The 24761-nt window shown below is 61.3% G+C and carries 18 protein-coding genes; 12 read left to right on the forward strand and 6 right to left on the reverse strand.

All coding sequences use genetic code 11. The annotated features are described in order from the left end of the window. Positions 1 to 16: 16 nt before the first annotated feature. Together tssB and RX329_RS18670 are read right to left on the reverse strand one after the other, a co-directional pair. Complete coding sequence (gene tssB / locus RX329_RS18665) at positions 17 to 544, reverse strand: type VI secretion system contractile sheath small subunit (RefSeq protein ID WP_026233414.1); 528 nt, start codon at positions 542 to 544, stop codon at positions 17 to 19. 124 nt (positions 545 to 668) lie between these two features. Next, a complete protein-coding gene (locus RX329_RS18670) occupies positions 669 to 1982 on the reverse strand; it encodes an ImpA family type VI secretion system protein (RefSeq protein ID WP_410706498.1) in 1314 nt (437 codons plus the stop codon). Positions 1983 to 2330: 348 nt separating this feature from the next. On the opposite strand from RX329_RS18670, the gene RX329_RS18675 reads away from it, so the two are divergent. The 9 genes from RX329_RS18675 to RX329_RS18715 all read left to right on the forward strand — a co-directional run bounded on the left by RX329_RS18675 (position 2331) and on the right by RX329_RS18715 (position 15927). Then, positions 2331 to 4199, forward strand: coding sequence for a type VI secretion system Vgr family protein (locus RX329_RS18675; protein ID WP_317246307.1), 1869 nt, complete (start codon positions 2331 to 2333; stop codon positions 4197 to 4199). A gap of 5 nt (positions 4200 to 4204) precedes the next feature. Next, positions 4205 to 4768, forward strand: a complete 564-nt coding sequence (locus RX329_RS18680; RefSeq protein ID WP_085383668.1) for a DUF6931 family protein — start codon at positions 4205 to 4207, stop codon at positions 4766 to 4768. A 12-nt stretch (positions 4769 to 4780) separates the two neighbouring features. Further along, positions 4781 to 6151 carry a type VI secretion system-associated FHA domain protein TagH gene (tagH, locus tag RX329_RS18685; RefSeq protein ID WP_317246308.1) on the forward strand — a complete coding sequence of 457 codons (1371 nt, stop codon included), beginning with the start codon at positions 4781 to 4783 and terminating at the stop codon, positions 6149 to 6151. A gap of 48 nt (positions 6152 to 6199) precedes the next feature. Continuing rightward, entirely contained in the window at positions 6200 to 7537 is a 1338-nt protein-coding gene (tssK, locus tag RX329_RS18690) for a type VI secretion system baseplate subunit TssK (protein ID WP_018457628.1), read from the forward strand. Positions 7538 to 7905: 368 nt separating this feature from the next. Further along, entirely contained in the window at positions 7906 to 9060 is a 1155-nt protein-coding gene (gene tssL, locus RX329_RS18695; RefSeq protein ID WP_317246309.1) for a type VI secretion system protein TssL, long form, read from the forward strand. Between the two features lie 44 nt (positions 9061 to 9104). Continuing rightward, the gene (tssM, locus tag RX329_RS18700) at positions 9105 to 12641 is read left to right on the forward strand and encodes a type VI secretion system membrane subunit TssM (RefSeq protein WP_317246310.1); all 3537 of its coding nucleotides are present in this window, start codon (positions 9105 to 9107) and stop codon (positions 12639 to 12641) included. Then, entirely contained in the window at positions 12638 to 13339 is a 702-nt protein-coding gene (gene tagF, locus RX329_RS18705) for a type VI secretion system-associated protein TagF (protein WP_317246430.1), read from the forward strand. The genes tssM and tagF overlap by 4 nt, the downstream gene beginning before the upstream one ends. A gap of 6 nt (positions 13340 to 13345) precedes the next feature. Beyond that, positions 13346 to 14122 (forward strand): PP2C family protein-serine/threonine phosphatase, encoded by a 777-nt coding sequence (locus RX329_RS18710; protein WP_085348552.1) that lies wholly within the window; start codon positions 13346 to 13348, stop codon positions 14120 to 14122. Next, entirely contained in the window at positions 14119 to 15927 is a 1809-nt protein-coding gene (locus tag RX329_RS18715) for a serine/threonine-protein kinase (protein ID WP_085348553.1), read from the forward strand. The genes RX329_RS18710 and RX329_RS18715 overlap by 4 nt, the downstream gene beginning before the upstream one ends. 9 nt (positions 15928 to 15936) lie before the next feature. On the opposite strand, the gene RX329_RS18720 is transcribed toward RX329_RS18715, so the two are convergent. Further along, positions 15937 to 16920 (reverse strand): DUF4424 domain-containing protein, encoded by a 984-nt coding sequence (locus RX329_RS18720; protein ID WP_018457622.1) that lies wholly within the window; start codon positions 16918 to 16920, stop codon positions 15937 to 15939. A 98-nt stretch (positions 16921 to 17018) separates the two neighbouring features. Beyond that, positions 17019 to 17450: a hypothetical protein gene (locus RX329_RS18725; protein WP_317246311.1), complete on the reverse strand. Its 432-nt coding sequence runs from the start codon at positions 17448 to 17450 to the stop codon at positions 17019 to 17021. A gap of 10 nt (positions 17451 to 17460) precedes the next feature. Between RX329_RS18725 and RX329_RS18730 the strand changes: the two genes are divergently transcribed. From RX329_RS18730 to RX329_RS18740, 3 genes are read left to right on the forward strand one after another with little or no spacing between them, the layout of a single operon-like run. Next, the gene (locus RX329_RS18730; RefSeq protein ID WP_317246312.1) at positions 17461 to 19188 is read left to right on the forward strand and encodes a hypothetical protein; all 1728 of its coding nucleotides are present in this window, start codon (positions 17461 to 17463) and stop codon (positions 19186 to 19188) included. Between the two features lie 57 nt (positions 19189 to 19245). Then, the gene (locus RX329_RS18735) at positions 19246 to 21024 is read left to right on the forward strand and encodes a caspase family protein (RefSeq protein ID WP_039800154.1); all 1779 of its coding nucleotides are present in this window, start codon (positions 19246 to 19248) and stop codon (positions 21022 to 21024) included. A gap of 18 nt (positions 21025 to 21042) precedes the next feature. Then, positions 21043 to 21690, forward strand: coding sequence for a DUF4384 domain-containing protein (locus tag RX329_RS18740; RefSeq protein WP_317246313.1), 648 nt, complete (start codon positions 21043 to 21045; stop codon positions 21688 to 21690). A gap of 18 nt (positions 21691 to 21708) precedes the next feature. On the opposite strand, the gene RX329_RS18745 is transcribed toward RX329_RS18740, so the two are convergent. Continuing rightward, on the reverse strand, positions 21709 to 22695 hold the full coding sequence (locus RX329_RS18745; RefSeq protein ID WP_026233408.1) for a hypothetical protein: 987 nt from the start codon (positions 22693 to 22695) through the stop codon (positions 21709 to 21711). Between the two features lie 157 nt (positions 22696 to 22852). Continuing rightward, positions 22853 to 24697, reverse strand: a complete 1845-nt coding sequence (locus tag RX329_RS18750) for a caspase domain-containing protein (protein ID WP_317246314.1) — start codon at positions 24695 to 24697, stop codon at positions 22853 to 22855. Between the last annotated feature and the right edge of the window lie 64 nt (positions 24698 to 24761).

The raw sequence follows: 24761 nt of genomic DNA on the forward strand, positions 1-24761 counted from the left end.
GGTCCCCATTCCTTCCTTAGCTCTCGGTGCCAGGTTCGCTCGACTGGCTTGTCGCGCGTTCCCGCAGCGCTGCCATCAGTTGAGGATCGGCGAGAAGTTTTTTCAGCTGGTCCTCGGCGGCCACCTTGCCGTCCATGTAGCGCAGCAGGTTGGCGAGTTGTTCGCGTGCCTCGAGCAGCTTGGCGGTGGCCGGCACCTGGCGGGCGACTGCCACCGGAGTGAAGTCTGCCATCTTGTTGAAGCGCAAGTTGACCGAGATCTTTTCGTCGGAACCATCGCTGAGGCGATTGGCGACGCGCGCCGTCACGCCGGGCTGGATTGCGGCCATGCGGTTGTCGAAATTGTCCATATCGAACTCGAGGAACTTACGCTCCTCGACCTTCGACTTCTCGATGCCGGGGTTATTGCCGGAGAGGTCGGAGAGGACGCCCATGACGAACGGCAGCTCGATCAGCCGCTCGGCGTCGTAAGGATCCTCGTATGTTATGTGCACGCGTGGTGCGCGGTTTCGTCGAATGAATTTTTGACCGCTGTCAGTAGCCATGGTTCCCCTCCCTGCGAAATCGCATCAGAAGCCAAATTGCACGACGCAGATTGACTAAGGCGTCTCAACTTGCGGTCGGCAAAACATTCTTATGTCCAGTTAGTGCCTTCGAGAGAAAGGTGGTTCAATACGATTTGTCGATTGTCTTGAGAGCGCCCTCAGGAAGGACATCATTCAGAAGGCTGAGGAAATCCCGCTGTGCGAGGTCGCGCGCGCGATCGACCAAAAAGGGGATCGGGCTGGACGGCTCCGCGGTTCGGAAAAACGACGCCACCTTCGTCAGCAGAACCAAGGCCTGCGCTCTATTTTCCACCGAAAAAACAATATCTTGGGCGCTCTCATCGGTCGTTGATGAGAGCGGGGTCGCGAGCTCCGCCATCCGTTCGATCGGCAGGTCGAAGACTTTGTCCCGCCCGATGTTGATGGCAGCGCTCTCCACGTGGGACGGCACCAGCATCCGCATCACTTCAATAAATGATTTGCCGACCATCTCCTGCGCTTGACGTACCAGCAGCAGCGCCGGGTTGGATGGTTCCATTCGGGCAAAATAGGCGGCCGCTGCGCCGAGCGCTGCGGACGCCTGTGCAGATGAAGCAAACATCGTGGTTGCGTCCAACGGCACCTGCGTATCGACGGGACCGGCATCTTCCGCAGTTGCGGCAATCGCCACCGGGTCACGCAACGCGACAAGACCCGCAAGCCAGGCAGCCATGCCGTCAACCAAGCCGGAGAGCCTGTCGAGGCTGATAGGTTGCCCCGAATTCATCTTCTCACGCCAGGTCGCCTTGATACCTGCGATTTCAGCAGCGACCGCGGAGCACCGCGCGCTGATTGCCTTGAGAGTATCGAGATCCGTCTCGCTGACGATGCGCTCGATGGTCGCGAGATCGAGCCCGTCGGCGTCGGCATCGCCGGCGGGAATTTCGCCTTGCGCGATTTGATAGGCACGGTAGTTGAGGTTGCCGTGTCTGCGGTTCTCGATCAGGGGGAGGAACTGGAGCGGGTTGATCACGGTCGGAAACACGTCGATTGCTTCGACCGTGACGGCCCGAAGCGCGTAGTCGCCGTTCTCGCCCCTCGGATGTACCGCTTCCCACTGCTCGCGCAGCAGCAAGTTGGTCGCCCTCAGGCAGTTAAGAAAGCCGTCGAGATCGCGGTTGAGGATTGAAAACTTCGCGAGCAGCAGGTTTAGGCGCAGATCGCGGGTACGCGCCAGGAGGGGCTGTGCAGCGGCAAATTGGCCGGCAAAATCGACTGCCTTTGGATCGAAGCGTCCACGCTCCCCATTGGCATTGACGACCTCGAAGAACGACATTGGCAGCAGGGATTCCGCACCTGCGAAGAAGTTCAGATATTGGACGTCTCCGATGGCGTCGAGATCCGGCCCGCAGGGATCGTCAGCGGTAATGGGCAGCGTCAGGGAGGCGACATCAAGCATGCGAGGATCGTCCATCTGCTCGGTCACGGCCCCGCTGCCGAGCCGTGACGACTAAGGGATCGCGCGGGGCGCATGATCCGATTCTATACCTATGGGTCAGATGCCTGCTGATCTTGGTTCATTCCCGAAGATCATGCCATTTTCCCGTGAACCGGCAAGCTCTTGGAGCCGACTACTTGATGGCCAGGGTGGTTCTTTGGACGGCTGTCGTGAAACGTCAGGAGGCCAGCCCCGGGGCGGACTTGCCGGCACTGCCAGTTGGCGGGGCAGGATTTCCGCGGATCTTGCATACGTCTGATCAGCTCTTTGCAGCGGGTCATTCGATCGAAGGAGGGAGTTTAAGCCCACATGGGCCAGCTTACTCAGGATACCCGCCTCTGCGAACTCAAGACGCCTCTTGGCAAAGACGTTCTGGTTTTTGCCGGATTCGAGGGCTCGGAGGGTCTCAGCGAACTGTTCGAGTATCGCATAGAGTGTCTCAGTGAGGATGCCGACCTCGACTTCGACCGAGCCATCGGTCAGCAATGCACGCTGACCATAAAGCTGCATGAAAAGGAGCGCGAGTTCAGTGGCATTCTGACGGAGGCCCAGTGGCTCGGGGTAAGGAACGACTATTTCAGCTACCGGATCGTGCTGAGGCCCTGGTTTTGGCTGTTGTCGCGGACCACCGATTGCCGGATCTTTCAGGACAAGAAAGCGCCCGACATCATCAAGGAGGTGTTCAACGAACGCGGCTTCACCGATTATGAATCCAAACTGACCGAAGAAGGGTCCTGTCCGAAGCTCGAATATTGCGTTCAGTACCGCGAGACTGACATGAATTTCGTGTGCCGGCTGATGGAACAGCACGGCATCTACTACTTCTTCAAGCACGAGGGCGGCAAACATACGCTGGTGTTGGCGGACTCCAAATCGTCGCATAGCCCGATCAACGGTCTTGCTACGATTCCCTATATCCCGCTAACGGGGGCCGATCGTCGAGGCGAGCAGCATATCTACGAATGGGTCTCGGAGCGCCGGTTTCGAACCGGCAAGATCGAGCTCAACGACTACAACTATCAAAAGCCCAACGCGCAGATGATCAGCGACGCCAAGGGCTCCGAGCACTACACCCGGTCGGAGATGGAGTTCTACGACTATCCAGGGAAGTTCAAGGAAAAATCCGACGGCGAGCGCTACGCGAAGATCCAGCTCCAGGCCGAGCAGGCAATGGACCGAAGGCGCCGTGGCAATGGCGACGCCGTCAACCTGTTCCCCGGTGGGTTAACGAAGCTTGAAAAGCACTCCAAGGATTCGCAGAACGTGGAATATCTCGTGGTGCGAGCCACGCACTCGTTCTCGATCGAATCTTATCGCACCGGAGGTCCGAGCGACGCCGGGCAACACGTCTATTTCGGCAGCTACGAGTTTCTGCCGAGCGATCGGCCGTTTCGAGCGCCAATGACGACGCCGAAGCCAAGGATCAATGGCATCCAGACTGCCAAGGTAGTGACCAAAGACGACAATTCGAGCGAGGAAATCGACGTCGAGTCGCTCGGCGAAATCTATGTCCGTTTTTTCTGGGATCGCAAGAAGAAGCGGTCGTGCCGGTTGCGGGTGGCCCAGGTTTGGTCCGGCAAGCGCTGGGGCGGTCAGATCATTCCGCGTGTCGGACAGGAAGTCGTTGTCGAATTCCTGGAAGGGGATCCGGACCGGCCCCTGGTGATTGGCACCGTGTACAACGACGAATACAAGCTGCCTTACGATCTGCCGTCGAAAAAGACGATTGGCGGCTTGAAGTCGGACTCCACCAAAGGTGGGGGCGGCTTCAACGAGTGGAGCTTCGAGGACAAGAAGGGGTCCGAGAAGATCACGGTGCATGCCGAGAAGGACCATGACGTGACGGTCCGGGACACCGAGACACGGACCATCGGCGAAGCTGCATTCGGCGGCGATACCCGCAAGACCACGCTCAAGAAAGGCAATGACAAACTCGATATCGAATTGGGCGGTCAACACATCACGCTGGCCATGGACCAGACTGTCAATGCAGGCATCAGCATCACGCTGACGGCGAATGCCAACATCACACTGCAGGTGGGTCCCAGCCAGATTATCCTGACCCCGGGAGGCATCATCATTAACGCGCCGACGATCGCAATGACAGCGCAGGCCGGCATGGCGCTTGCTGCCGGCGGTCCGCTGGTCGCTCACGGCACTCCAACTCTTGTCGGCTGACGATCATGGGGCAGGTTCGATTCGGAACGGTACAGGATCTGTTTCAGGCCTATCCGTTGGCGCGCTATGATGTCGGCAGAGCCGACGCTGACAAGCCTTCGCTGGATTTCCTTCAGGAGGCCGCCGACGCGTGCAATTGGCACGCGGCCGTGTCTTATTGTGCATACCTACTTCCAAGGCGTGTGGCAATTGGCTGGGGATGTCGCTCTCTGCGACGGATGTTCGATCATTTCGATGCCAGCGATAGCAGGTCGCTCAATATTGTGGAGACCTGGGTCCGGCAACCGGACGAGCAGTCCCGGAACAAGGCGCTGGCTGTCGGCAATGCCAACGATCCTGAGCAGCCGGCAACGTGGCTGGCGCTGGCGGCCGGCTGGTCCGGCGGAAGCGTGGTTCCCCCGGAATTTGCGCCCGTGGAAGCCAAGCCAGATCAGGCCGCACGGGCGGTGCGTACAGCACTGCTGATTGGCCTCTGCCGGCTCCCCCGTGACTTCCGGGACCAGATAATGACGTCGTGCCTGGAGGATGGTATTCAATTGGCACGCGGCGAACCGCGCCCTCCGCGCTAACGAGACGATGTGATGGTGCTTCGCTTTAATATCGAGAACGAACCGAATCTTCCGGACGGCGGACCTGTGACGTTTACGGTCACCGGCAGGCGTTCGGTCGATATTGGCCGGGACCGTCACCTCGACTGGACGCTGCCGGATCCGGCGCGGACTATTTCCGGAAAGCATTGCGAGGTGCACTTTCGCGACGGTGGCTATTGGCTGCACGACGTCTCGACCAACGGCACCTTTCTCAATGGTGCCGACCAGCGCATGCGGGGGCCGCACCGCTTGCGCGACGGCGATCGGCTCACGATCGGCCACTACATCATCGGAGTTTCGCTGGAGGATGAGGCTGGCGGGCGTATCCCAAATCAAGCGGCGCAACTGCACGAACCCTCGGTCCAGCAGCATGCGGATTACGGAGAGCTTTGGACGGCCGATCGTGACGTTCCGCCGCCGATCGATCCGCAACTGTTGAAGAAGCCACGCGAGGCGGCGCGGCCCGTCAATCCGGGGTTCCTTGATTGGGCAGCGAGCGTGCCGGCGCCGGGTGTAGACCCATTTCGATGGTCATCGCCGACGTCTCCGTCCCAACCGTCCGTGCAGGACGATGACATGAACTGGGCAGCCGGTCCGGTCACCGCGCCGAAACCGCAAGTCGAGCGCCCGCAAGCCATGCCGACTCCACGCCGGCCGTCGGTTTGGATCGATGATGAACCAGCCGCTGCCCAGCCGCCAGCATCGCCATCGCAGCCGCAGGTCGAGACGGCGCAAGCAGCAGACGAGCGACCTGTCGCGGCCAAGCCAGTCGGTGGTACCGAGTTCGCGCGACTGGTGGCGCGCGCTGCGGGATTGCCGGAGAATTTCTTTTCCAGCAAGTCCGATGCCGAACTCGCCGAACAGCTCGGCATCATCTTGCGTATGACCGTGGACAATCTGATGGCGCTGCTGCAAGCGCGAACCCAAGCCAAGCAGCTGACCCGTAGCACCAGCCAGACCACCGTCCAAGCTCTCGAAAATAATCCGCTGAAATTCTCGCCGACCTCGGAGGAAGCGATGCGCATTCTCTTTGGGCCGCCGACACGCAGCTATCTCGATGCACAGCGCGCCTTTGCACAGGGCTTCAGTGATCTCAAGTCACATCAGTTGAGAACCTATATGGCGATGCAGCACGCTGTCCATGAGCTGATTGCGGGCATAGATCCGACGCTGATGGCGCGCGAGCTCGAGCTTCAGCGTGGCGCAAGCTCCTGGCTCGGCACGAACAAGGGCAAACTCTGGGACGAGTTCTTGACGCGCTGGAAAGCGCATCTTGGCCGCGACAACAACGCCCCGATCGAAACCTTTATGTTGCTTTTCTCGAACTATTACGACCGCGGTGATAAGCCCGGCTCAAAGTAAACTCTCGGCGACCACGAGGTTGCCTACAATTTCTAAGTGGATATAGGAATGTCTTGGTACAGCAAGGTCTTCTGGTCGGAAGGTTTGTTTCTGCGGCCGCATCATCTGCAGCAGAACGACCGCTACATCGAACACTTGCTGGAAAAGCGCGTTCGCTACACGACACCATACCCTTGGGGCTTTGCCGAGCTAGAGATCGATAGGGATCTTACCGAACAGAGCAAATTCGCGGTGCGCAGTGCGTCCGGCCTCATGCCGGACGGTACGCCGTTCGATATCCCTGCGGACAGCCCAATACCCGAATCGATCGAGGTGCCGGAGACGGCTGCAGGCCAGATCGTCTGGCTGATGATGCCGGTCGCGGCGCCAAACACCCGCGAGGTCGACGAGGACCGCACCGACAGCGCCAGTCGTTATGTTCGCACTTCGGAAACCTTCATCGACTCGACCTCGGCGCTCCGCATCGAGGAAGAGATCGACATCGCTTATCCGCGCCTGTCTTTCGAACTGCGCAAGACGAGCAAGCCCGGATACATGGGCCTGGGCATCGCGCGCATTCTGGAGGTGCGCGACAAGAACATCCTGTTCGACGACAAGTTCGTGCCGCCGATGCTGGTCTGCGCCGCGCATCCGATCATCGATGGCTGGCTCAACCGCATCATCGGCTGGGTTGAGACTAAACTCGACGAGTTGGCGCGTTACGCCGTCGATCCGTCATCCGGCGGTGGGTTGCAGAGCGTCGACTATCTGGTCCTGCAAGTGCTGAACCGTACCATTCCCGTGCTGACTCATTTCCAGCGCTCCGGCAGCGTTCACCCGGAGCGCCTGTACGAGGAATTGCTGAGGTTCGCGGGTGAACTTGCGACGTTTTCCACGGCGGAACGGCGGGCGCGCAACTATCCGGCGTACAATCACGACGATCTCGAGAACGTCTTCACACCCTTGGTGAGCGACATCCAGGACTTCTTGAGCGCGCGGCTGGGTCGGCGGGCGATCCGCCTGGAGATCATCGAGCGCGCACAGAATGCGTTCGTATCGCCGATCCGCGATCGAGCGCTATTCCGAAATGCGACCCTGGTGCTGGAAGTTGCCGCACGGCGGCCGCTTGTGGAGATCCAGAACGATTTCCCGCACCTGTTCAAGGTCGGGCCGAACACAAAGATGAACGAGATCGTGCACGCAAACCTGCCGGGCCTCACGTTGGCGCATTTGCCGACGCCGCCGCCGCATATCCGGGCCATCACGGATCACGTCTATTTCTATCTCGACCGCAAGTCACCGCTGTGGCCCGAGTTCAGTACGGCTGCGTCGATCGGAATGCATTTTTCCGGCGACTGGCCCGAGCTTGAGCTGTATCTTTGGGCTATCCTGGAAGACAGGCCATGAGCGACAAGGACAAGCCGGTCAATCCTTTCGGGCGGGGCGAACGGACGATCATCCGTCCCAACCCCGGCGGGAAGTTGCCGCCGGCGCCGATCTCTCAACCTCCGCCGGGTGGGGGGCCCGCAGCACGCCCAGCCTATTCGCCATCACCCGTACCCTCTCCCGGCACGCCGGCCCCACCACCATCCTTTTCGCCCGTTCCACAGGGCTCGAACTACGCCTCCGCGCCGGCCAGCCATCCAGCCGAGGAATGGATTTCGACACCCGCGCAAGGCCAGGTGCCGCAACCCTTGATGCCGCCAGGGCCGCCGTTGCGCGTTGACGATCTGGTCGCGCCAAATGCCAATCCGGTGATGCGCGCTGCGGGCCCGTTGCTGCAACTGCTCGGTCGGTTGCGTGTGGCGCTCATGCGAGCGTCATTCGCCAGCCTGATGGAGCAGGTCGCAGACGCGATCAAATTCTTTGAGAAGGACATCCGTTCAGCGGGCATTTCCGAGCACCAGGCCAACACAGCAAAATACATCCTGTGTGCGACTGCTGACGATATCGTGCAGCACATCCCAACCGAAGAGCGTCACGTCTGGACGCAATATTCGATGCTGAGCCGGTTCTTCGGCGAGCGTGTCGGCGGCGTCCGTTTCTTTGAGATCCTCGACCATTTGAAGGTTGATCCACTGGTCAACTATCCGGTCCTCGAACTTCAGCACGCCTGCCTTGCGCTTGGTTTTCAGGGCATCCACCGGACGTCAGGGGGCGGACTTGCGAACCTGCAACTGATCCAGCGCAACCTCTATGAATTGCTGCGCCGGGTTAGACCGAAAACGATGAGCGACCTGTCGCCCAACTGGCGCGGGCAGGCGCTGGCGGGGCGCCGGCAGCGTCTGCGTGTTCCGGTCTGGCTCGTGGCAGCCGTGGTCGCCGCGCTGCTGACCGGGTCCTATTTCGTTCTGCGGACGCTCCTCGCTGGACGGGCAGAGAATGCTGCTGAGGTGGCGCTCGCGCTCCATCCGGCCGGTCCGATCGAACTCAAGCGTCAGGTCGTTGCACCACCCCCACCGCCGCCGCCTCCGCCGCCGCCGGATCGCATTACCCAGTTGCAACGCATCCGCAATGCGCTCGCGAAGGAGAACACCGCCTGCGCCATGACGGCGGACCAGACCCCCAGCTTCATCGTGATCAGGGTCTGCGACCTGGCCTTGTTTGCATCGGGCCAAGCGACCATCCTCGACGGCTTTAAGCCGATCGCTCTCCGCGTCGCAGCAACCCTCGACAAGGAGCCGGGACGGATCCGGGTCGTCGGCCATACTGACAGTTCGCCGATCCGCACAGTCCGCTTCCCGACCAATTTCGAGTTGTCGGTCGAGCGCGCCAAGGCGGTTGCTGCGGCACTGAAACCTGGCTTGAACGATGGTTCGCGCGTCGACGTCGAGGGCAAAGGAGCAGATGCGCCGATTGCCAGCAACACAACGCCCGAGGGACGTGCCAAGAACCGGCGCGTCGAGATCTTTATCGAACGCAGCGAATAGGCACACACCGCCGGATCAGGTGGTTTTGCGACGGGTACGGTTAGATGCTTGGCAAGGACATTCTTCGCATCGTTCTCTACGGGGTCGGGCTCAGCTCGCTCGGAGCGGTGATCTATTTCGCCGGTCCCTTCATCGCATTCGGCGATTGGCGGCCGCTGGAGAACCATATCGTCCGGCAGATCGCTATTCTGCTGCTCACCACGGCCGTGGCAGGCATCGTTGGCCTCAATCTGTTCAAGCGGCGCAAGGGTGCCAAGGAGATTGCCGATGGTATCGCTGGTGCAGACCAGCCCGTCAGCGATGAACCAGTGCTCAAGGAGCGCATGAAGGATGCGCTCGCGACGCTGAAGACCGCCAGCGGCAACAAGTCGGGCTATCTCTACGATCTCCCCTGGTACGTCATCATCGGTCCGCCCGGCGCCGGCAAGACCACGGCGCTTGTCAATTCCGGGCTCAAATTTCCGCTCGCGCGCGGGGCAACGCCCGCGGCGATCGCAGGGGTCGGCGGTACCCGCTACTGCGATTGGTGGTTTACAGAGGAGGCGGTGCTGATCGATACCGCCGGCCGCTACACCACCCAGGACTCCAACAGCAAGGCCGACAAGGACAGCTGGCTGGCGTTCCTGGATATCCTGAAGAAAAGCCGGTCGCGCCAACCGATCAACGGCGTTCTTGTCGCCATCAGTATCGAAGACATCCTGACGCTGCCGAAGCAGGAGCTCGCACTTCATGCCGATGCCATCAGGATGCGCCTGCTCGAGCTGCATCAGAGACTCAAGGTCAGCTTCCCAGTCTACGCGCTATTTACCAAAGCGGATCTCGTTGCCGGCTTCACCGAGTATTTCGCCTATCTCGGGGAGGCCGGCCGCCGTCAAGTCTGGGGTGCCACGTTCCAGACCGCCGACAAGACCCAGAATCTGGTTGGGCAGATCCCGTTCGAGTTCGACCGTCTGCTGGAGCGCCTGAGCGAAGAGACGCTCGACCGTCTGCAGGACGAGCCGACGCCCCAGCACCGCGTGCAATTGTTCGGTTTTCCGGCACAGATGGCGCGGCTCAAGCCTCAGATCCACGATTTCCTCAACCTGATCTTCGAGCCGACGCGCTATCACGTGAACGCGAACCTGCGCGGATTCTACTTTACTTCGGGTACGCAGCAGGGCACGCCGATCGATCAATTGATCGGGTCGCTGGCGCGCACGTTCGGCGCTGAGGAAGTCGGTTCCGGATCCTATTCGGGCACGGGCAAGAGCTTCTTCCTTGCCGATCTGATTTCCAAGGTCATCATCGGCGAGGCCGACTGGGTCTCGACTGACCGTGCCGCGGTGCGCCGCGCGCTGGTCCTGAAGACCGCAGCCCTGTCATTGATCGGTCTGGTCTCGATCGGGCTGATCGCAGCTTGGCTGGTGAGCTACAAGCGGAACGCCGATTTGATCGAGCAAAGCCTGCAGGCGGATAGCGAGTATGCAACCGCCGGCGCGGCACTTATCAAGCAGACGTTGATTGCCGATCATGATCTCGACAAGGTGCTGCCGCTACTCTACCGGCTTCGCAACGCCCCGGCGGGCTACGGATCGCGCGGCGAATCGGTGCCTCTGTCGGCTCGCTACGGGCTCAGTCAGCGCGCCCGGCTGCTGTCGCCCTCGAAAGCGGCCTATCACACCGCGCTTGAACGCATGTTCCGACCGCGCCTGCTGTATCGCCTGGAAGAGCAGCTCAATGCGCGCATGAACGAGCCTGCCTTCGTCTATGAGGCGCTCAAGGTCTATCTGATGATCGGTGGCCTGCAGTCGCCGGATCGCGAGTTGATCCGCTCCTGGATGCAACGTGACTGGGCGGATAATCTCTATCCTGGCGCCACCAACGCAGAAGGGCGGCGTCTGCTCGACGAGAACCTCGTGGCAATGTTCGACCTCGAGACCGAACAGCCGCCCTTGGTCGAACTCGACGGCCGGTTGATCAAGCAGGCCCAGAACTCCTTGGCGCGCCTGAGCGTGTCGCAACGAGCGTACGAGTTTCTGAAATCGGAGGCTCGCGCGTCGATCGCCGGCGACTGGATCGCCAGCCGCCATGGCGGACCCGACATGGGTGTCGTGTTCGAAACCACGACCGGGCAGCCTTTGGACGCCGTGCGGGTACCTGAGTTCTTCACGTATAACGGCTTCCATCAGAAGTTCGTCGCCCGGCTGTCCGGATTGTCTGAGCGGATGAAGCGGGAGCGATGGGTTTTGGGGGATGCCGGCCAGCAGTCGGCCATCAACCAGCAGTACGACAATCTGGCCGGCGATCTGCTCAGCATCTATTCAAACGATTTCGTGACGACCTGGCGAACGGCGCTCGGGAGCCTGCGCCTGAAGAAGCTGCTCGCCGACAAACCGAAATATGAGGTGCTTCGGGCGCTTTCGGCGCCGACCTCGCCGATGCGGCAAATTCTGGAGTCGGTGCGCGACGAGACGGTGCTGACCAAGGAACGGGCGAAGAGCGCTTCGGCGCCAGCTGCCGCATCGGCGCCAGCACTCTTCACGAATGCTCAGGATGGACCGCCTGGCACGATGATCGAAGCACAGTTCAAGCCTTACCACGCAGCGCTCGAAGGCGAGAGCACCCGCCGGCCAATCGACTCGACCGTCGCGAACCTGAACGACATCGCGCAGAACCTGACGCTGATCATCGAGAATCCCCAACTGACCGCACAAGCCACAGCTGCGCTCCAGAACCAGGTCGCAGCGCTCCGCAACAACGCCTCGCGCATGCCGTCGCCATTCTCCGATATGTTGCGAGCAGCAGCCGCGGAGTTCGAAGGTAGCATCGCGGCTTCAACCGCCGGACAAATCCTGCAAACGTTGCGCGATCAGGTCACGCCGGTCTGCCAACAGACCGTGACTAACCGCTACCCGTTTATCCGCGGCAGCGGCCAGGAAGTTCCGCTCGCGGATTTTGCCAAATTGTTCAGTCCGAATGGCGTTATGGACAGGTTCTTCACCCAGTACCTGGCACCTTATGCCGACACGTCGCGGTCGGACTGGGCTTGGCGAAAGGAGAGCCCCGTTGGTCGGTCGTTCTCGCCCGAGACGCTCAAACAATTCCAGAACGCGGCTTATATCCGGGATGCGTTCTTCCAGACGGGCGGCGGTGTGCCCGCCGTTTCATTCGCGATCCGACCCCCTGGGGCACCGGGACCAGGCGTGACAGTTAAGACCGAGATCGGTGGCACCACAATTGCGAGCCCAACCATTCCCGGATCGGCCCCTCCGTCCTTGTTCGGCGGGCCGCAACCTACGCCACCGCCACCGCCACCGCCGCAGACCAACTCGCCGACTACTATCCTATGGCCGGGCCCAGCGCCGCGAACGGCAATTTCAGTCAGTAACGATACCGGCCCGCCATCCGTGCTTGAGCGCATTGGTCCCTGGTCGTTGTTTCGGATGTTGGAGGCGGGCTCGTTAGTGGTGAAAGCGGAAACCGCCAGCGCGAGTTTCATCGTCGCCGGGCGCGAGCTCAACTATCAAATTTCGACCGGATCGTTGCGCAACCCGCTGAACCTGTCAGTGCTGCGCGAGTTTCGTTGCCCGACCGGGATATGACCATGCGTTGCGGGATATTCGGCAAAATCGGTGCGAAGCGCGATTTCATCGCGATCGCGACCCCGCGCAGCTTCCTGGAAGCCTGGGAGCCGTGGGTACAGGCTGCGCTGTCAGCAAGTCGCCACCAGCTTGGCCCAGGATGGCAACAGGCCTTTCTGACCGCGCCGGTCTGGCGGTTTTGGCTCGGCGCCGCGATCTGCGGCACGACAGTGGCGGGTGCGATCATGCCCTCGCTCGATGGGGTGGGGCGATACTATCCCTTGACCCTGCATGCGGTGACCGGCGAGGCCGCCTCGCTGCCGCCGCCGAGCATTGATCCGCAGGACGAATGGTTCGGGCAAGTGGAGGCGTTCCTGCTTTCGACCCTGGATCGGGCCGCAACCTTCGAGCAGATCTCCGATGCATTGGATCGGCTTTCGGTGCCACGACTGCAGGAGACCATCACCGGCGATCCGCCGGTCACGTCGCTTGGTACTGCGGCAATGGGGAGGGCTTCGGCGGTCGAAGCCTTCGCGGCGTCGTTTGCAGCACTTTGCGCTGCCAACCCACAGGTCTACGCCGCGGCTAGCTTCTGGTGGACCGCCGGAGGGGAAGGCTTCCCGCCAATGGCGCTGAGTTGTCGCGGATTGCCAGATCCGTTTCACTACGTCACGCTGCTGACCGGTGATCTCGGACCCGCGGCATCCGGGAATGGATGACGCGCGATGGTGCATATTCCGTCCTTGTTCGATGTTGGCAGCGTCACCCATGCCGGACGCGTGCGGGAGCGGAACGAGGATTCATGTTTGGTACGAACCGACGTTGGTCTGTGGGCGGTCGCCGACGGCATGGGGGGGCACGAGGCCGGTGATCTCGCCAGTCGCATCGTAGTGCAGTCGCTCGACGCTATCGCTACACCAGAATCAGCCGCAGACCTGCTGGCGGAATGCGAGGAGCGGCTTTTCAGCGCAAACCAGCAGATACTGGCGCTTAGTCATGAACGACAGGGTGCCACCGTCGGGACCACAGCGGCGGTTCTGCTCGTTCGCGATAACTACTATGCCTGCATATGGGCGGGTGACAGCCGGGTCTACCTTATTAGTCGCGGCGCAATTCGCCAGGTCTCGCATGATCACAGCGAACTGGAGGAGCTGATCGCAAAAGGTGCGCTGTCGCGCGAAGACGTGAATGATTGGCCGAGCAATGCCATTACGCGTGCCGTCGGTGTCGCCGATGATCCGGAATTCGAGGTGGTGACAGGCCCGGCCGAGCCAGAAGATATCTTCGTGATCTGCAGCGATGGCCTGACCAGGCACGTGCAGGACGACGAGATCCTGCAGCACGCGGCTACGCGACGCGCCCAGGCGGCTTGCGATGATATGCTCGCGCTGGCTCTTGATCGTGGCGGGCTTGACAATTTGACGATTGTGATCGTGCGACTACTGACGCCACGATCTCAGGGGACGACAAGATCTCCGCTCAATCGGGAGCCGCAACCATGAGTCCGAGCGATCCGTTCCGATCGTCCTATCACGGCGTGCCGCCCGGCACCCGTCTCAATGGCATTTACGAGGTCGAAGCGGTGATCGGCGCGGGCGGCATGGGTGAGGTCTACAAATGCCGTGAGATCCAGACTGGATCGCCTATTGCGGTGAAAATGCTACTGCCCGACGTGGTTGATAACGAGGCCGCGCTCGCGCTGTTCCGTCGAGAGGCCGCGGCACTCCACAATCTTCCGCACGACGCGATCGTTCGCTACTTCCTGTTTACCGTCGAGCCGGTGCTGCAGCGACCTTATCTCGCGATGGAGTTCGTGAATGGCCGCTCGCTCTCGAACATGCTCGATGATGGGCCGTTGACCTTCGAGGCGCTGATCAGGCTGAGGCAGCGTGTCGCATTGGGACTGGAGGCCGCACATGAGCACGGCATCATCCATCGCGACGTGTCTCCGGACAACATCATCATTCCGCTCGACGACGTCAGTCGGGCCAAGATCATCGACTTCGGCATCGCTCGGTCGACCCAAATGGGCGACAAAACCATCATCGGCTCGGGCTTCGCCGGCAAGGACAACTACGCATCGCCGGAGCAAGTAGGGTTGTACGGCAATGACGTGACTGCGAAATCCGATGTCTACAGCCTCGGTCTTGTGCTGTTCCATGCGCTGACCGGACAGAAACTCGACATGGGCGGCAGCCAATTTCAACTGGTTGAGAAGCGCCGGCGTGTGCCCGATCTCGGTGGTGTGGATATGCGCATCCGACCTTTGCTGGAGCGGATGCTGCAGCCTGATCCGGCATTGCGCCCCACTATGGGGGAGGTCGCCAGCTGGACGCCAACCGGTTCCGCCCAGACGCCGGCCGCGCCGTTATATGGCTTCGATCCGCTGCGGCGGCCGGAAAGCGCGTCGCCGGCGCCGCAGGACAGGATGCCGGAGATCGCGCGGAGTCCGCGCCGCCTCTGGCTGGGGGCGGGCGCCGCGGCATTGTTGCTGCTGGTCGGCGGTGGTGGATATGCCTTCTACAAGCTGGTTTGGTCAGCGCCAGGCACCGCGGTCTTGTCGCCACCCCCGAAACTCGCCGGAGCAATGGCGCCGCCGAAGGTCGAGCCCGCTGGACCACAGCCCGGACGCCAAGAGCCGGAGAAGTTGCCCGCGCAGCCGACGGCGACGCAGTCTCCGGCACTCGATGGGCCAGGGCGCGCCGAGCGCATCCGCAAATACGTGGCCCAATATTCCGGCGGTGACTGCTTCTTCGTGTTGCCGATTGCCGTGAGCCCAAATGCCGCTGTCATCGAAGGGTTCGGTGCCTCGACCGTCCCATTCGACACGTTCGACAAAGCGTTTCGGCGTGAGCAGGGTTTCGAGGCTTCGATCGGCGTCAGGCAAGTGACCCAGGCGCAATGCCCAGCCGTCAAGTTCTTGAGTCAGGTCGGGAGCGATCAGGCGCGAATGCCACGCATCACCTTGTCAGCGACAGAGCTGAAGGGCGGTGAAACCCTCAATGGGACCATCGAGAACTTTGCCAACCGCGTGGTGGAGCTCCTGATGGTATCTGATCGCGGCGAAGTTCAGAGCCTGTCTTATCTTCTGAAGCCGGGCATCGACTCACTTTCGTTTACGCTCCCGACAGCGCGCGCGAGCGGTCCGCAACTGCTATTGGTCGTGGCGGTCCCGCAGGTTCTCGACTCGTTGCGCCAGCCGCGACCGATCGCCGCCGACACGTTCTTCCTGCAGGCGCTAAGCGAGGCTCAGCGCAATAAGATGACTGTCATCGCGGCCGTGCGCTACGTGCTGCTCACCAATTGACCGGCACGCTCAGAATGTTCCGATCACCAGGATTTTCAGGTCGGCATCCGGCTTGAAGTCGCTTGCCGTATATTCAAGCGTGTTTCCAGTAGCGGACGATGCCTTTAGCCGCCCAGGACAGAAGCTCACCAAGCGGTCGCTGCCGCCTGGGTCGATAGTCAGCTTGAATGACCGGATCGGCCCAGCCCAATTCGCGCCGGTCTTGAGCACGTACGATATGCGCCGCTCCTGGAGATTTGCGCCGTTGGTCTGGTTATTGCCCGTGCGCTTGTCGAGCTCGGCAAGGAACGTATCCTGGATGCAGTATTCTTTCCGGTAACGCGCAACTTCCTGACCGAGTGCGCTGCTGCGGCGCAGGCTCGAGCGCAGAATGGTGTCAGGACTGGAGCCGACGCTCGGCCGGTACTGGTGTTCGACCGTGACGCTGCGCACGGGCGGAAACAACTGCTGGCGCACAGCCGAGGTCTTGACGGTCCACCCCGGCGCATATTGCTGGCGACCGTTGTCGCTCATTCCGGCAGGCATCAGAAGTCCGTCGTCCACAAGCCGGGTCCGGGTCGCCGCGGGCAGGTCGGTCACCCGGATCTCGCGGCCACCAATCGGCAGCAGCGGCAACTTGAGTTCGCGGAGCAGGGCACTGACATCCCTGTTGCCAACCATGGCGCGCTGATCGACCGTCAGCGGCGCCGGGTTGCCATCGACCTTGGTCTCGAATTCGACGAAGTTGATCGGATCACTTGACGGCAATGCAACATTCTCAGCCTCCGACAGGTCGATGTCGGGCAGCGGAAAGGCAACATTAAGCGTGACCGGCTTGGCGGTGAGGTTCGCGAATTGGTAGCGAACGCTGATTCTGTCGAGCGTGATACGAAGGTTCTCGCTCTCCATGGCCACGTCATTGGTGCGTACGAACTGGAGCCCACCGATCGACAATTCCGCAGCCGAGTCGTTGGCGCGTGCCGGCCAGCCTGTCGCAACGAGCAGCGCGACCATCAGGGCCGGTATAAGGAACGACAGTCGGGCGGAGGGTTCGTTCGGCAAGCTAGTCTGTATGCGGCGTCGCAGCATTTGCCGGCTCCATCCGATGCGGGTCAATCGATCGGTTGATAAAGATCGCCCCATTCGGGCTTCCAGACCCCGTCTGGATCGCACACCACGAGCGCGAGCTTGACGTCGTTAGCCAGCCGGATCGCGCCGCGAAAAGCATCCTGAGCCGGCAATTGCGCGCTGACTTGGTCGGTGGTCAGCCGCCCTTGGCTCGCGGCGGCAGGCAGCACGATCGCTCCGGAGGCACCGTCACTGTCGCGTTTCAGGAGCAGCGTGACCGCGTCGGGCTGGACTTCGTTCACTTGCTCAAATCTATTCCGGGCCATGGTTTTCCTCGGCAAGCTGAAGAAATTTCGGACTATCACCGTCCAGTGATAGAATTGAACGCGATTGAGATTGCTCACCACTAATTGACGCGCGGCATCAACGGCATCTCGGATTAGTCGATCCGACGCGGCGATCGGTTCGGGGTACATTGAGGCGAATATGCTTCGTCCAAAACATTGGGTCTGGGTCTTCATCGTTAGCGCGGGCATTTTCGGAACCAAGGCGCACGCCGACGATACTGTCGTACGCAGCTTTACCGGCGGTTCGGCTGCTTCCATGGTCGGCATAGTCCCGGCCAGCGAGGACGTGGAACTCGCGGGACCGCAAGCACTCAGCGCCGACGGGCAGGGCAACCTGTTTTTGCTCGATCAGATCAACGGTCGCATCATCCAGTTTGACCCGAAACAGCCAAACTCCGATCCCGACGTCCTCAAGATGCCGAAAGACGTCCAGCCGACCGATCTCGTCGTCCATGACGACGACATAATGGTTTGGGACGGTGGCGTACGGACGCTGAAGGCGGCGCCGGGGCAATCCACGCGCGGACTCGGCGGTGACGTGATCCAGCTTGAGGAGGTCTCGAGCCGTGGGGCAGACGACCAGGTTGCCGTCTCCGCTTTCGCCCAGATGGGATCGCAGGCACCCGGCAGCGCGGCGGACCTGCTCGATCAGAACACCCGCGCGGCCATCATCAGGACGACCCGGCAGCCTGACCGGCAATACGTGGCTTCTCGAAGCAAGGGCTCGGTGATCGCCGACATCATTCCGGACAAGGGCAATGCCAGCGTCCGGGTCGAGATCCAGACCATGGTCACCAACGAAACCATCGGCCAACTCGGCCTGCGCGTGCGCAACCAGCTCGGCACGGTGGAGTTTCTCGAGATCGACAACAGCGACCGCTTCTACGTGCTGGCCGAGGACGTTCCGCCATCAGGAAAGAACGCCTCCACGTTCGTCGCACGCTATGCGGCGAACGGGCGTCTCGAGGGAATCTATGAGCTTCCTCTGGAAAATACGCCGCTGACCAGACGGTTTGTCACGGTGTCGGGCAGTGGCGATGTCTATTTCCTGCGAACCAAGCCGGACGGTATCGAAGTGATTGGCGTCGGGTTCCGACCTCTGACAAATGCCTCGATTATCGACGTGCGGCCGTCGCGAACGACGACGGCGCCGGCACCACAATCCGGCGTCAAATTTGACGCTTCGGCCGCCGTGAGGCCGTCCAATCGCCAGCAGGCGATCGAGACCGCGTTTGCGTTCGAGGGTATCCAGTGGAAGCTGACGCAGGCGAACTACGGCAACGATCCCGACAGCCAATGCAGCGGCTTCAGCCGTGTTCGTCGGCCGTGGTATCTGCAGGGAAAAGTGAACCAGGAGGTGCGCGGCGTACCGTATTGCTGGGGCTGCCACGGTTCGCTCGCGAACTTCCGGCAGCGGATCGAGAGCGGAACGCTGGCTGGCAATGTGTGCACCCGCAATGCGCCACGGCCCGATGTGGCGGGCGTCGACTGTTCGGCATTCGTCAGCGCCGCGTGGGGGCTCTCCGTCCACTATACGACTGCAGCCATCCCCGCGATCGCTGCGCCTGTGGCAAATCCTTGGGACCTGAGGCCCGGCGATGCGCTGAACAAGCCAGGCTCGCATGTGATGCTGTTCCTGCGGTTCACGCCTGATCGCAAGGCCGAGGTGATGGAATCCTCGACCGGTGGCTGCAACGGCCGCGTCTGTCGCAACGTCTATCCATTGGCGAGCTTGCTCGCGCGCGGCTATGTTCCGGTCCGCTTTCGAGCGTTCGCGGATGATCAGACGACGGTTTCAGCGGGCGCCTATCAGGAGCAGACTGAACAACCGCCGGCGGGCCGCAAAACGGCAGGCAAAAGGCGCTGAACCCAGTGTGTCGCCAGAGCTACAAAATGGGTAGGCATGATGTCGAGGTGGATCACGATGCGGATGCCCAGAGGACTTGACTGCGGGATCGGGCGGCTGTGCGCCACCATCGGGCTCGCCGCGTTGATCGGACTGACAATCCCGCGGGCGCATGCGGCAGGAGATTTGTCGCTCAGCAATCCAGATGGGGCGGCGGTGCGTGCGCTCGTGATCGGGATCGACGACTACCAGCACGTGCGCAAATTGAAGGGTGCGGTCGCTGACGCTACGGACATCGTGACCAGCCTTAAATCCATGGGGGTTGGCGACGTCGTCGAACTGACTAACGCGCAGGCCGACAGGGCAGGCGTCCTGCGCGAGATCAGTGCACTGGTGGAGCGGACCAAGAACAACGACCTCATCTTTCTGTCGATCGCCGGCCATGGCACCCAGGAGCCGGAGCGCGTCAAGGGCGCGGAGCCGGACGGGATGGAGAACGTGTTCCTGCTGCCAGGCTTTGAAACCACGCCAACCGGGTCCGTTGAGCGGGTTCTGGGCAGCGAGTTCAACCATTTCATACGGCAGTTCGAGCTGCGCGGAGCGAGGGTGATCTTCGTGGCTGACACCTGCCACGGTGGCGGTATGGTGCGCGACATCGATCCGCGTGCCGCTGAGATGAGCTTCCGGCAGGTCCCGCGCTACACGTTGCTGGTCGACGAACTGAAGCCGGTGTCGGACAGCAACGATCCGAAGTCTGAACTTGACCTTGACCACACGGCGTTTCTGGCCGCGGTGGACCGCTACACCAAAGCGCCGGAAGTCCGCATCCCTGGCATCGATGGCCTACGCGGGGCTCTCAGCTATGCGGTCGCGCGTGCGGTGGAAGGTAGCGCGGACATCAATCACGATGGGAAGGTGACGCTTAAGGAGCTTTTCAGCAACGTTCGGCAGGTGGTCTATCAGCTCTCGGACCAGCGCCAGAATATCGTGACTGTATCATCGCCAGCTCAGACGCCGGATACCGACGTCGCCTTCGGATTGACGCGCGGTGTCGTGCTGATTCAGGGGCCGGCCGCGAGAGCGGCCTCGGGTCAGGCCGGAGCCGGGGTGCCCGTCGATGGACAGGCGCCCGCACCGTCGGCTGTCACGGCCAAGGCTCCAACCATTCCGACCCTTGCGGGGGCGGCCAAGGAACTTCCGATCGCCGGCGCGCCGGGGCCTCTACGCCTCGTTGCACCAATCCGGCTGGCGGCGCTGGACGGCAAGACTAGCTATTTTGTAAGCGTGAAGCCAAAAGATGTTTCCGTGCAGGCTGTTCAACCGACGGACAATCCCGACCTGATCTGGGATCCTGTGTCGCACGACGTGATCGCTTGGGGTGATGTGGTCGCCTACGGGATGGACGTTGCCAGCCTGCCGACGGTGATTGATAGGACTGCGGCAATTCGTGAACTCAAGCGCATTGCGACACGGTCGCCGCAGGTGATGCGTATTTGGCCAGACGATCGCCAACAACGTGCTGGCCAGACCATCGAAGTTGACTTGTCTGATGTGGCATCAAGGGCGGTGCTGCTGTTCAATGTGTCCGGCGATGGCACCATCCAATTGTTGTATCCGGTGGGTGCTGATGCGGCGTTGGCCAGATCGGCGAGTTTGCGCCTACCGCTCAGGGTCGGCGAGCCGTTCGGTGCGGAACAGATCGTTGCGGTGACTTCGCAGCAACGCATGGTCGAGCTTGAGACAGCCCTAGTGCAGTTCAACCGGCGTCGCGCCTCGGGGCAGGTGATCAAGAGTCTCGAGCGTTACTTGCCCGCGGACGCGCGAATCGCCTCGATCGGCTTCTTCAGTGCTCCCTGACTCTTAGGGGAGCACGCCATGCCGTCATCGCAGTCGATCCGCCGCAAGCGAGCATGGTTCGCATTCCTGCTGCTACAGGCGGGCAGCGGACCTGCGTCCGCAGCACCGTTGCCGACGGGGGCGTTGCATATCGGCACGACGTACGTACCTTGGATTTGGCCCGCACAAGCGGTGCGCAGGCAGACCAATACCGCGAGTGTGTCCCTTCAGATCCTGCCGAGTCAGACCGTCAACGTCGGCGCCAAGGTCTCGTTCGGCGTCACCGCCAGGAGGCCTGGATATCTCATTCTGGTTGACGTCGACGCGGAAGGGCGGATGTCCCAGATCTTTCCGACCCCCGAGCTATTGGCGCAGTCGAACGAACGCGACATTAATCTCGTCAAGCCGGGTGTCGAATTTGTCGTCCCTGCTCCGGCGGCGCGGCAGCGTGGTTTTGAATATGTCGTCGCACCGCCGACGGGGTCCGCAGTGATGATCGCCATCCTGAGCGAGCTGCGCGTGCAATTGCTCGATTTGCCGGACATGCCTCGCAAGCTGGAAGGTCAGGCGGACGCGTTGAGCTATCTATCGGCCTGGACCAGTGAGCTGCGCGTGCCGGACAACAGCAGCGGAAAGCTTGTGACGAACAATTGGTCGTTCGACGTCAAATCCTATTCCATCAAGTGAGTCCTGTGAGGCTTGGGGCTATAGCTTGCTCAGTCGGCTGAAGAAGCCACCGCGGGCGATCATGTAATGAATGTCCTTTGGAAAGGGAAAAGCACTGCGAATGTTGGAAATCGCGTGCTGGAGGAATTCCCCGTCCAGCGGCGCAGGCTTATGCCGCGGTTGGTCCGCGACCTGCGGTATCATGAAGCGATCCACGAAAGCCGCGTCAAGATCGTTGACCCTGACCATCTGTCCAAATGCCGGGAACAAGTCGTAATGACCCAAGCTTACGTTGAGATTCTTGAGGGCAGGGCGCTGAGGCTGGGTTTGATTGCCATCGGCCGTCGCCAGCCCGCGCCCGATCAGGTCCAGCTTCACCGATTGCGGGAGAGTTGACGGACCATACACGATCTCGAGGGCGTGGCCGCTCTGCCCAGATAGCCACTGGTACCAAAAGGTCGCATCGTCGGGCCGCGCATTGGCACCGTAAAGGCAATCAAATCCCCAACAAGCCGTCAGCTTCCCCTGATACTTTCCGAGGCTCCCGACGAGATTGCGCATGCCGTTACCACCGCCGGAGTGGCATGCGATGATGAGCTTGCCGATCTGGAGCTGAGGAATGGACGTCGAGGAGATACCCAGGAACCTGGCCAGAGCTCCAAGGATCTCCTCGAGATAGCGTTCACCCCAGTTCGCGGTGGCCAGGTCGGACACGCTGTAGTTTCCGGCAAAGGTGTTGCCCACAGCATATTCGTAGCCCAGGAAGGGCGCGATGAGCACCACGTCCTTGCCGGAATCCCGGACCTGTTCGCGCAGCCGCGCTGGATCGTTGTGGAAAAGGAATTCATGGTTTTTGACGTAGAAGCCGTGAAGCCAGATCACGACATCGAACTTGGTGGCGGCTGTTGGGTGCTTTGGCGGAAGATAAACCGCCGTTGGTTTCATGCCGGGCGCCTGCCGCTTCGTGAAGAGCGTCACCCCAGGAAAGGCGTTGGCGTCCTTTTGCTCAAGCTCACACGCAACCACGCAGGCCGCTCCGATTCGGCCACATCAGGCTTGGGACTCTGACGTTAGCTCGGCCACTTGCCATGCTTGCGATCCTAAATCCACCGGGCCTGATGGCTCCGACGCGCCGTGACAACTCGGCGCCCTGCCAGCGCGCAGTTGTGTAGGAGCGGTGAGGCTAATGGCATACCTCGACATTGGCCTCGTTGCCTGGCCCGCCACCGCCGCGATATTCGAGATGGCAGCCGCGCTGGACCGGACGGCAGCTGCTGGCGTTGCATATGATCTGAGGACTGGCCGTCGCATGGCCCACCGCAGCGCCATAGCCGCCTGCGCTCGCCTGCGCCCGCTGACGCAATGGCCGATCCTGCCGCTGACTGTCATTGCTCTTGGCGGCATTGACGGGCCTGGCGCGCTGTTTCTCGCATTCATTGTCGTCGTTGAGGAACGAGCCCCTTGCACAGGAGATTCTGCTGCAGTGGTCGCCGTCAGCCTTGTAGCCATGATCACAGATCAGGGGACAGACCCGGGACGGCTTGAGCTTGATTGCGTCAAGTGCGTCGAGACTTGCGAGCTTGGCGTCAAATTTGGTTCCGGCGTGCTGGTTGAAGAGAGCCAAGGAGCGCTGGGAGGCCGCATTCCATCGGCCATCTACGCTACCGGTGAAGCAGCCGACGCGGTTCAATTCGCTTTGTACGGATTTGGTGATATCGGCTTTTGCGATATCGGTCTGGCGCGGCTCGGCGCTGAGTGCGGCAAGCTTTGGCGGCGTATTGTCGTCAGCCAGCGCAGCGACTGTAGGATTGTCCGCGAAGGCACTCCCAACAGCCGGCTTATTCCCGGAGAGAGCCGCAACGATTGTAGATTCGGACGCAATTCGTTTCCGTTCTGCCTCGGTGGCCTGCTCCTGCGCGGCCTGCTTCGCCTTCTCGGCGGCAATTCGGGCGTCTTCCGCAGCCTTCAGATCCGCGGCCGCCTTCTCTTGGTCGGCATGCTGGGCGCCCTGCGACATCAGCCGAGTTTTCTGCTGTTCCGCCTGCTGCGCCTTCGCTGTTGCCGCGACGCGTGCGTCCTCAGCATCGAGCTGATTAAGCTGCAGCTTGGCAAGATTTGCGTAGTATCCGTCCGGATGCTGGTTCAGGAACGCGTCCAGAGCGGGCTTGTTGCGTAGTTGCAAGGCCAATTCGTAATCACGACGAATTTCTGCCTGGGGGTTGGCTGCTTGCACCGGCTCATCAGCCTTGGCAGCGGGAACAAGTGCAACGTCTTCGCCGCCCAGCGAGCCGTAGACATAGGGCTCCTGTCGGTTGCCGGTGGCTTGCAAGACATCATCGCGGACGAAGCCGAAGGCCCTACGCAAGTCGAGCCCCGGCTTTGCGATGTACTTTACGAGAGCCGTCGCATACGGACTATTCTTGCTGTTGCCATCGAGTGCGGTTAGTCCGGCTTTCGCGGCAAACGCGATCAGCGTGTTGGAGACGGCGGGTTCGACCCTGGCCAGCCCGCGGCTGATTGATCGAGAGGCAACTGTACGCTTCATCGAATCGGCAAACGGATTGTTGCGGCACGCGTCGACGATCACCACGCGCAACTGTCTCGCAGGCTCGATTGCCAGCAGGACGCGGTCGAGTGAGAATGCTTCGTCATAAATATCAGTGTCACGTTCGAGTCTGGCGTCGGTCGGGATCAGATAGTTTGTCCCGTCGATCTCGATGCCGTGGCCAGCATAGTACACCAGGGCTATGTCCGCATTGCGCGCCTGATCGGCGAATTCTCTCAGGGCCCGCCGCATATCGGTCGCGGCGAGGTTGAGCCTTGAGTCAACCACATCGAAACCTGCGCCCTTCAAGGTTTCAGTGATGGCGGCAGCGTCGTTGGCCGGGTTTGGGAGCAGAGGGGCATTCTGATAGTTGGCATTGCCAACCACCAAAGCCACGCGCTTTGTCGCCCAGGCTGGCTGGGCTGCCAGTAACAGCGAAGCGGCAAGAAGAAGCAAAACTCGAAGGTGCCTGTATAACCTCATGGCGAACACCCAACCTATGCTCATCGAATGGTAACGTCGCGAAGATGGCCGCGTAAGGCATGAT

Origin of the sequence: Bradyrhizobium sp. BWC-3-1 (assembly GCF_032917965.1) — a bacterium.
Taxonomy (GTDB): domain Bacteria; phylum Pseudomonadota; class Alphaproteobacteria; order Rhizobiales; family Xanthobacteraceae; genus Bradyrhizobium; species Bradyrhizobium canariense_D.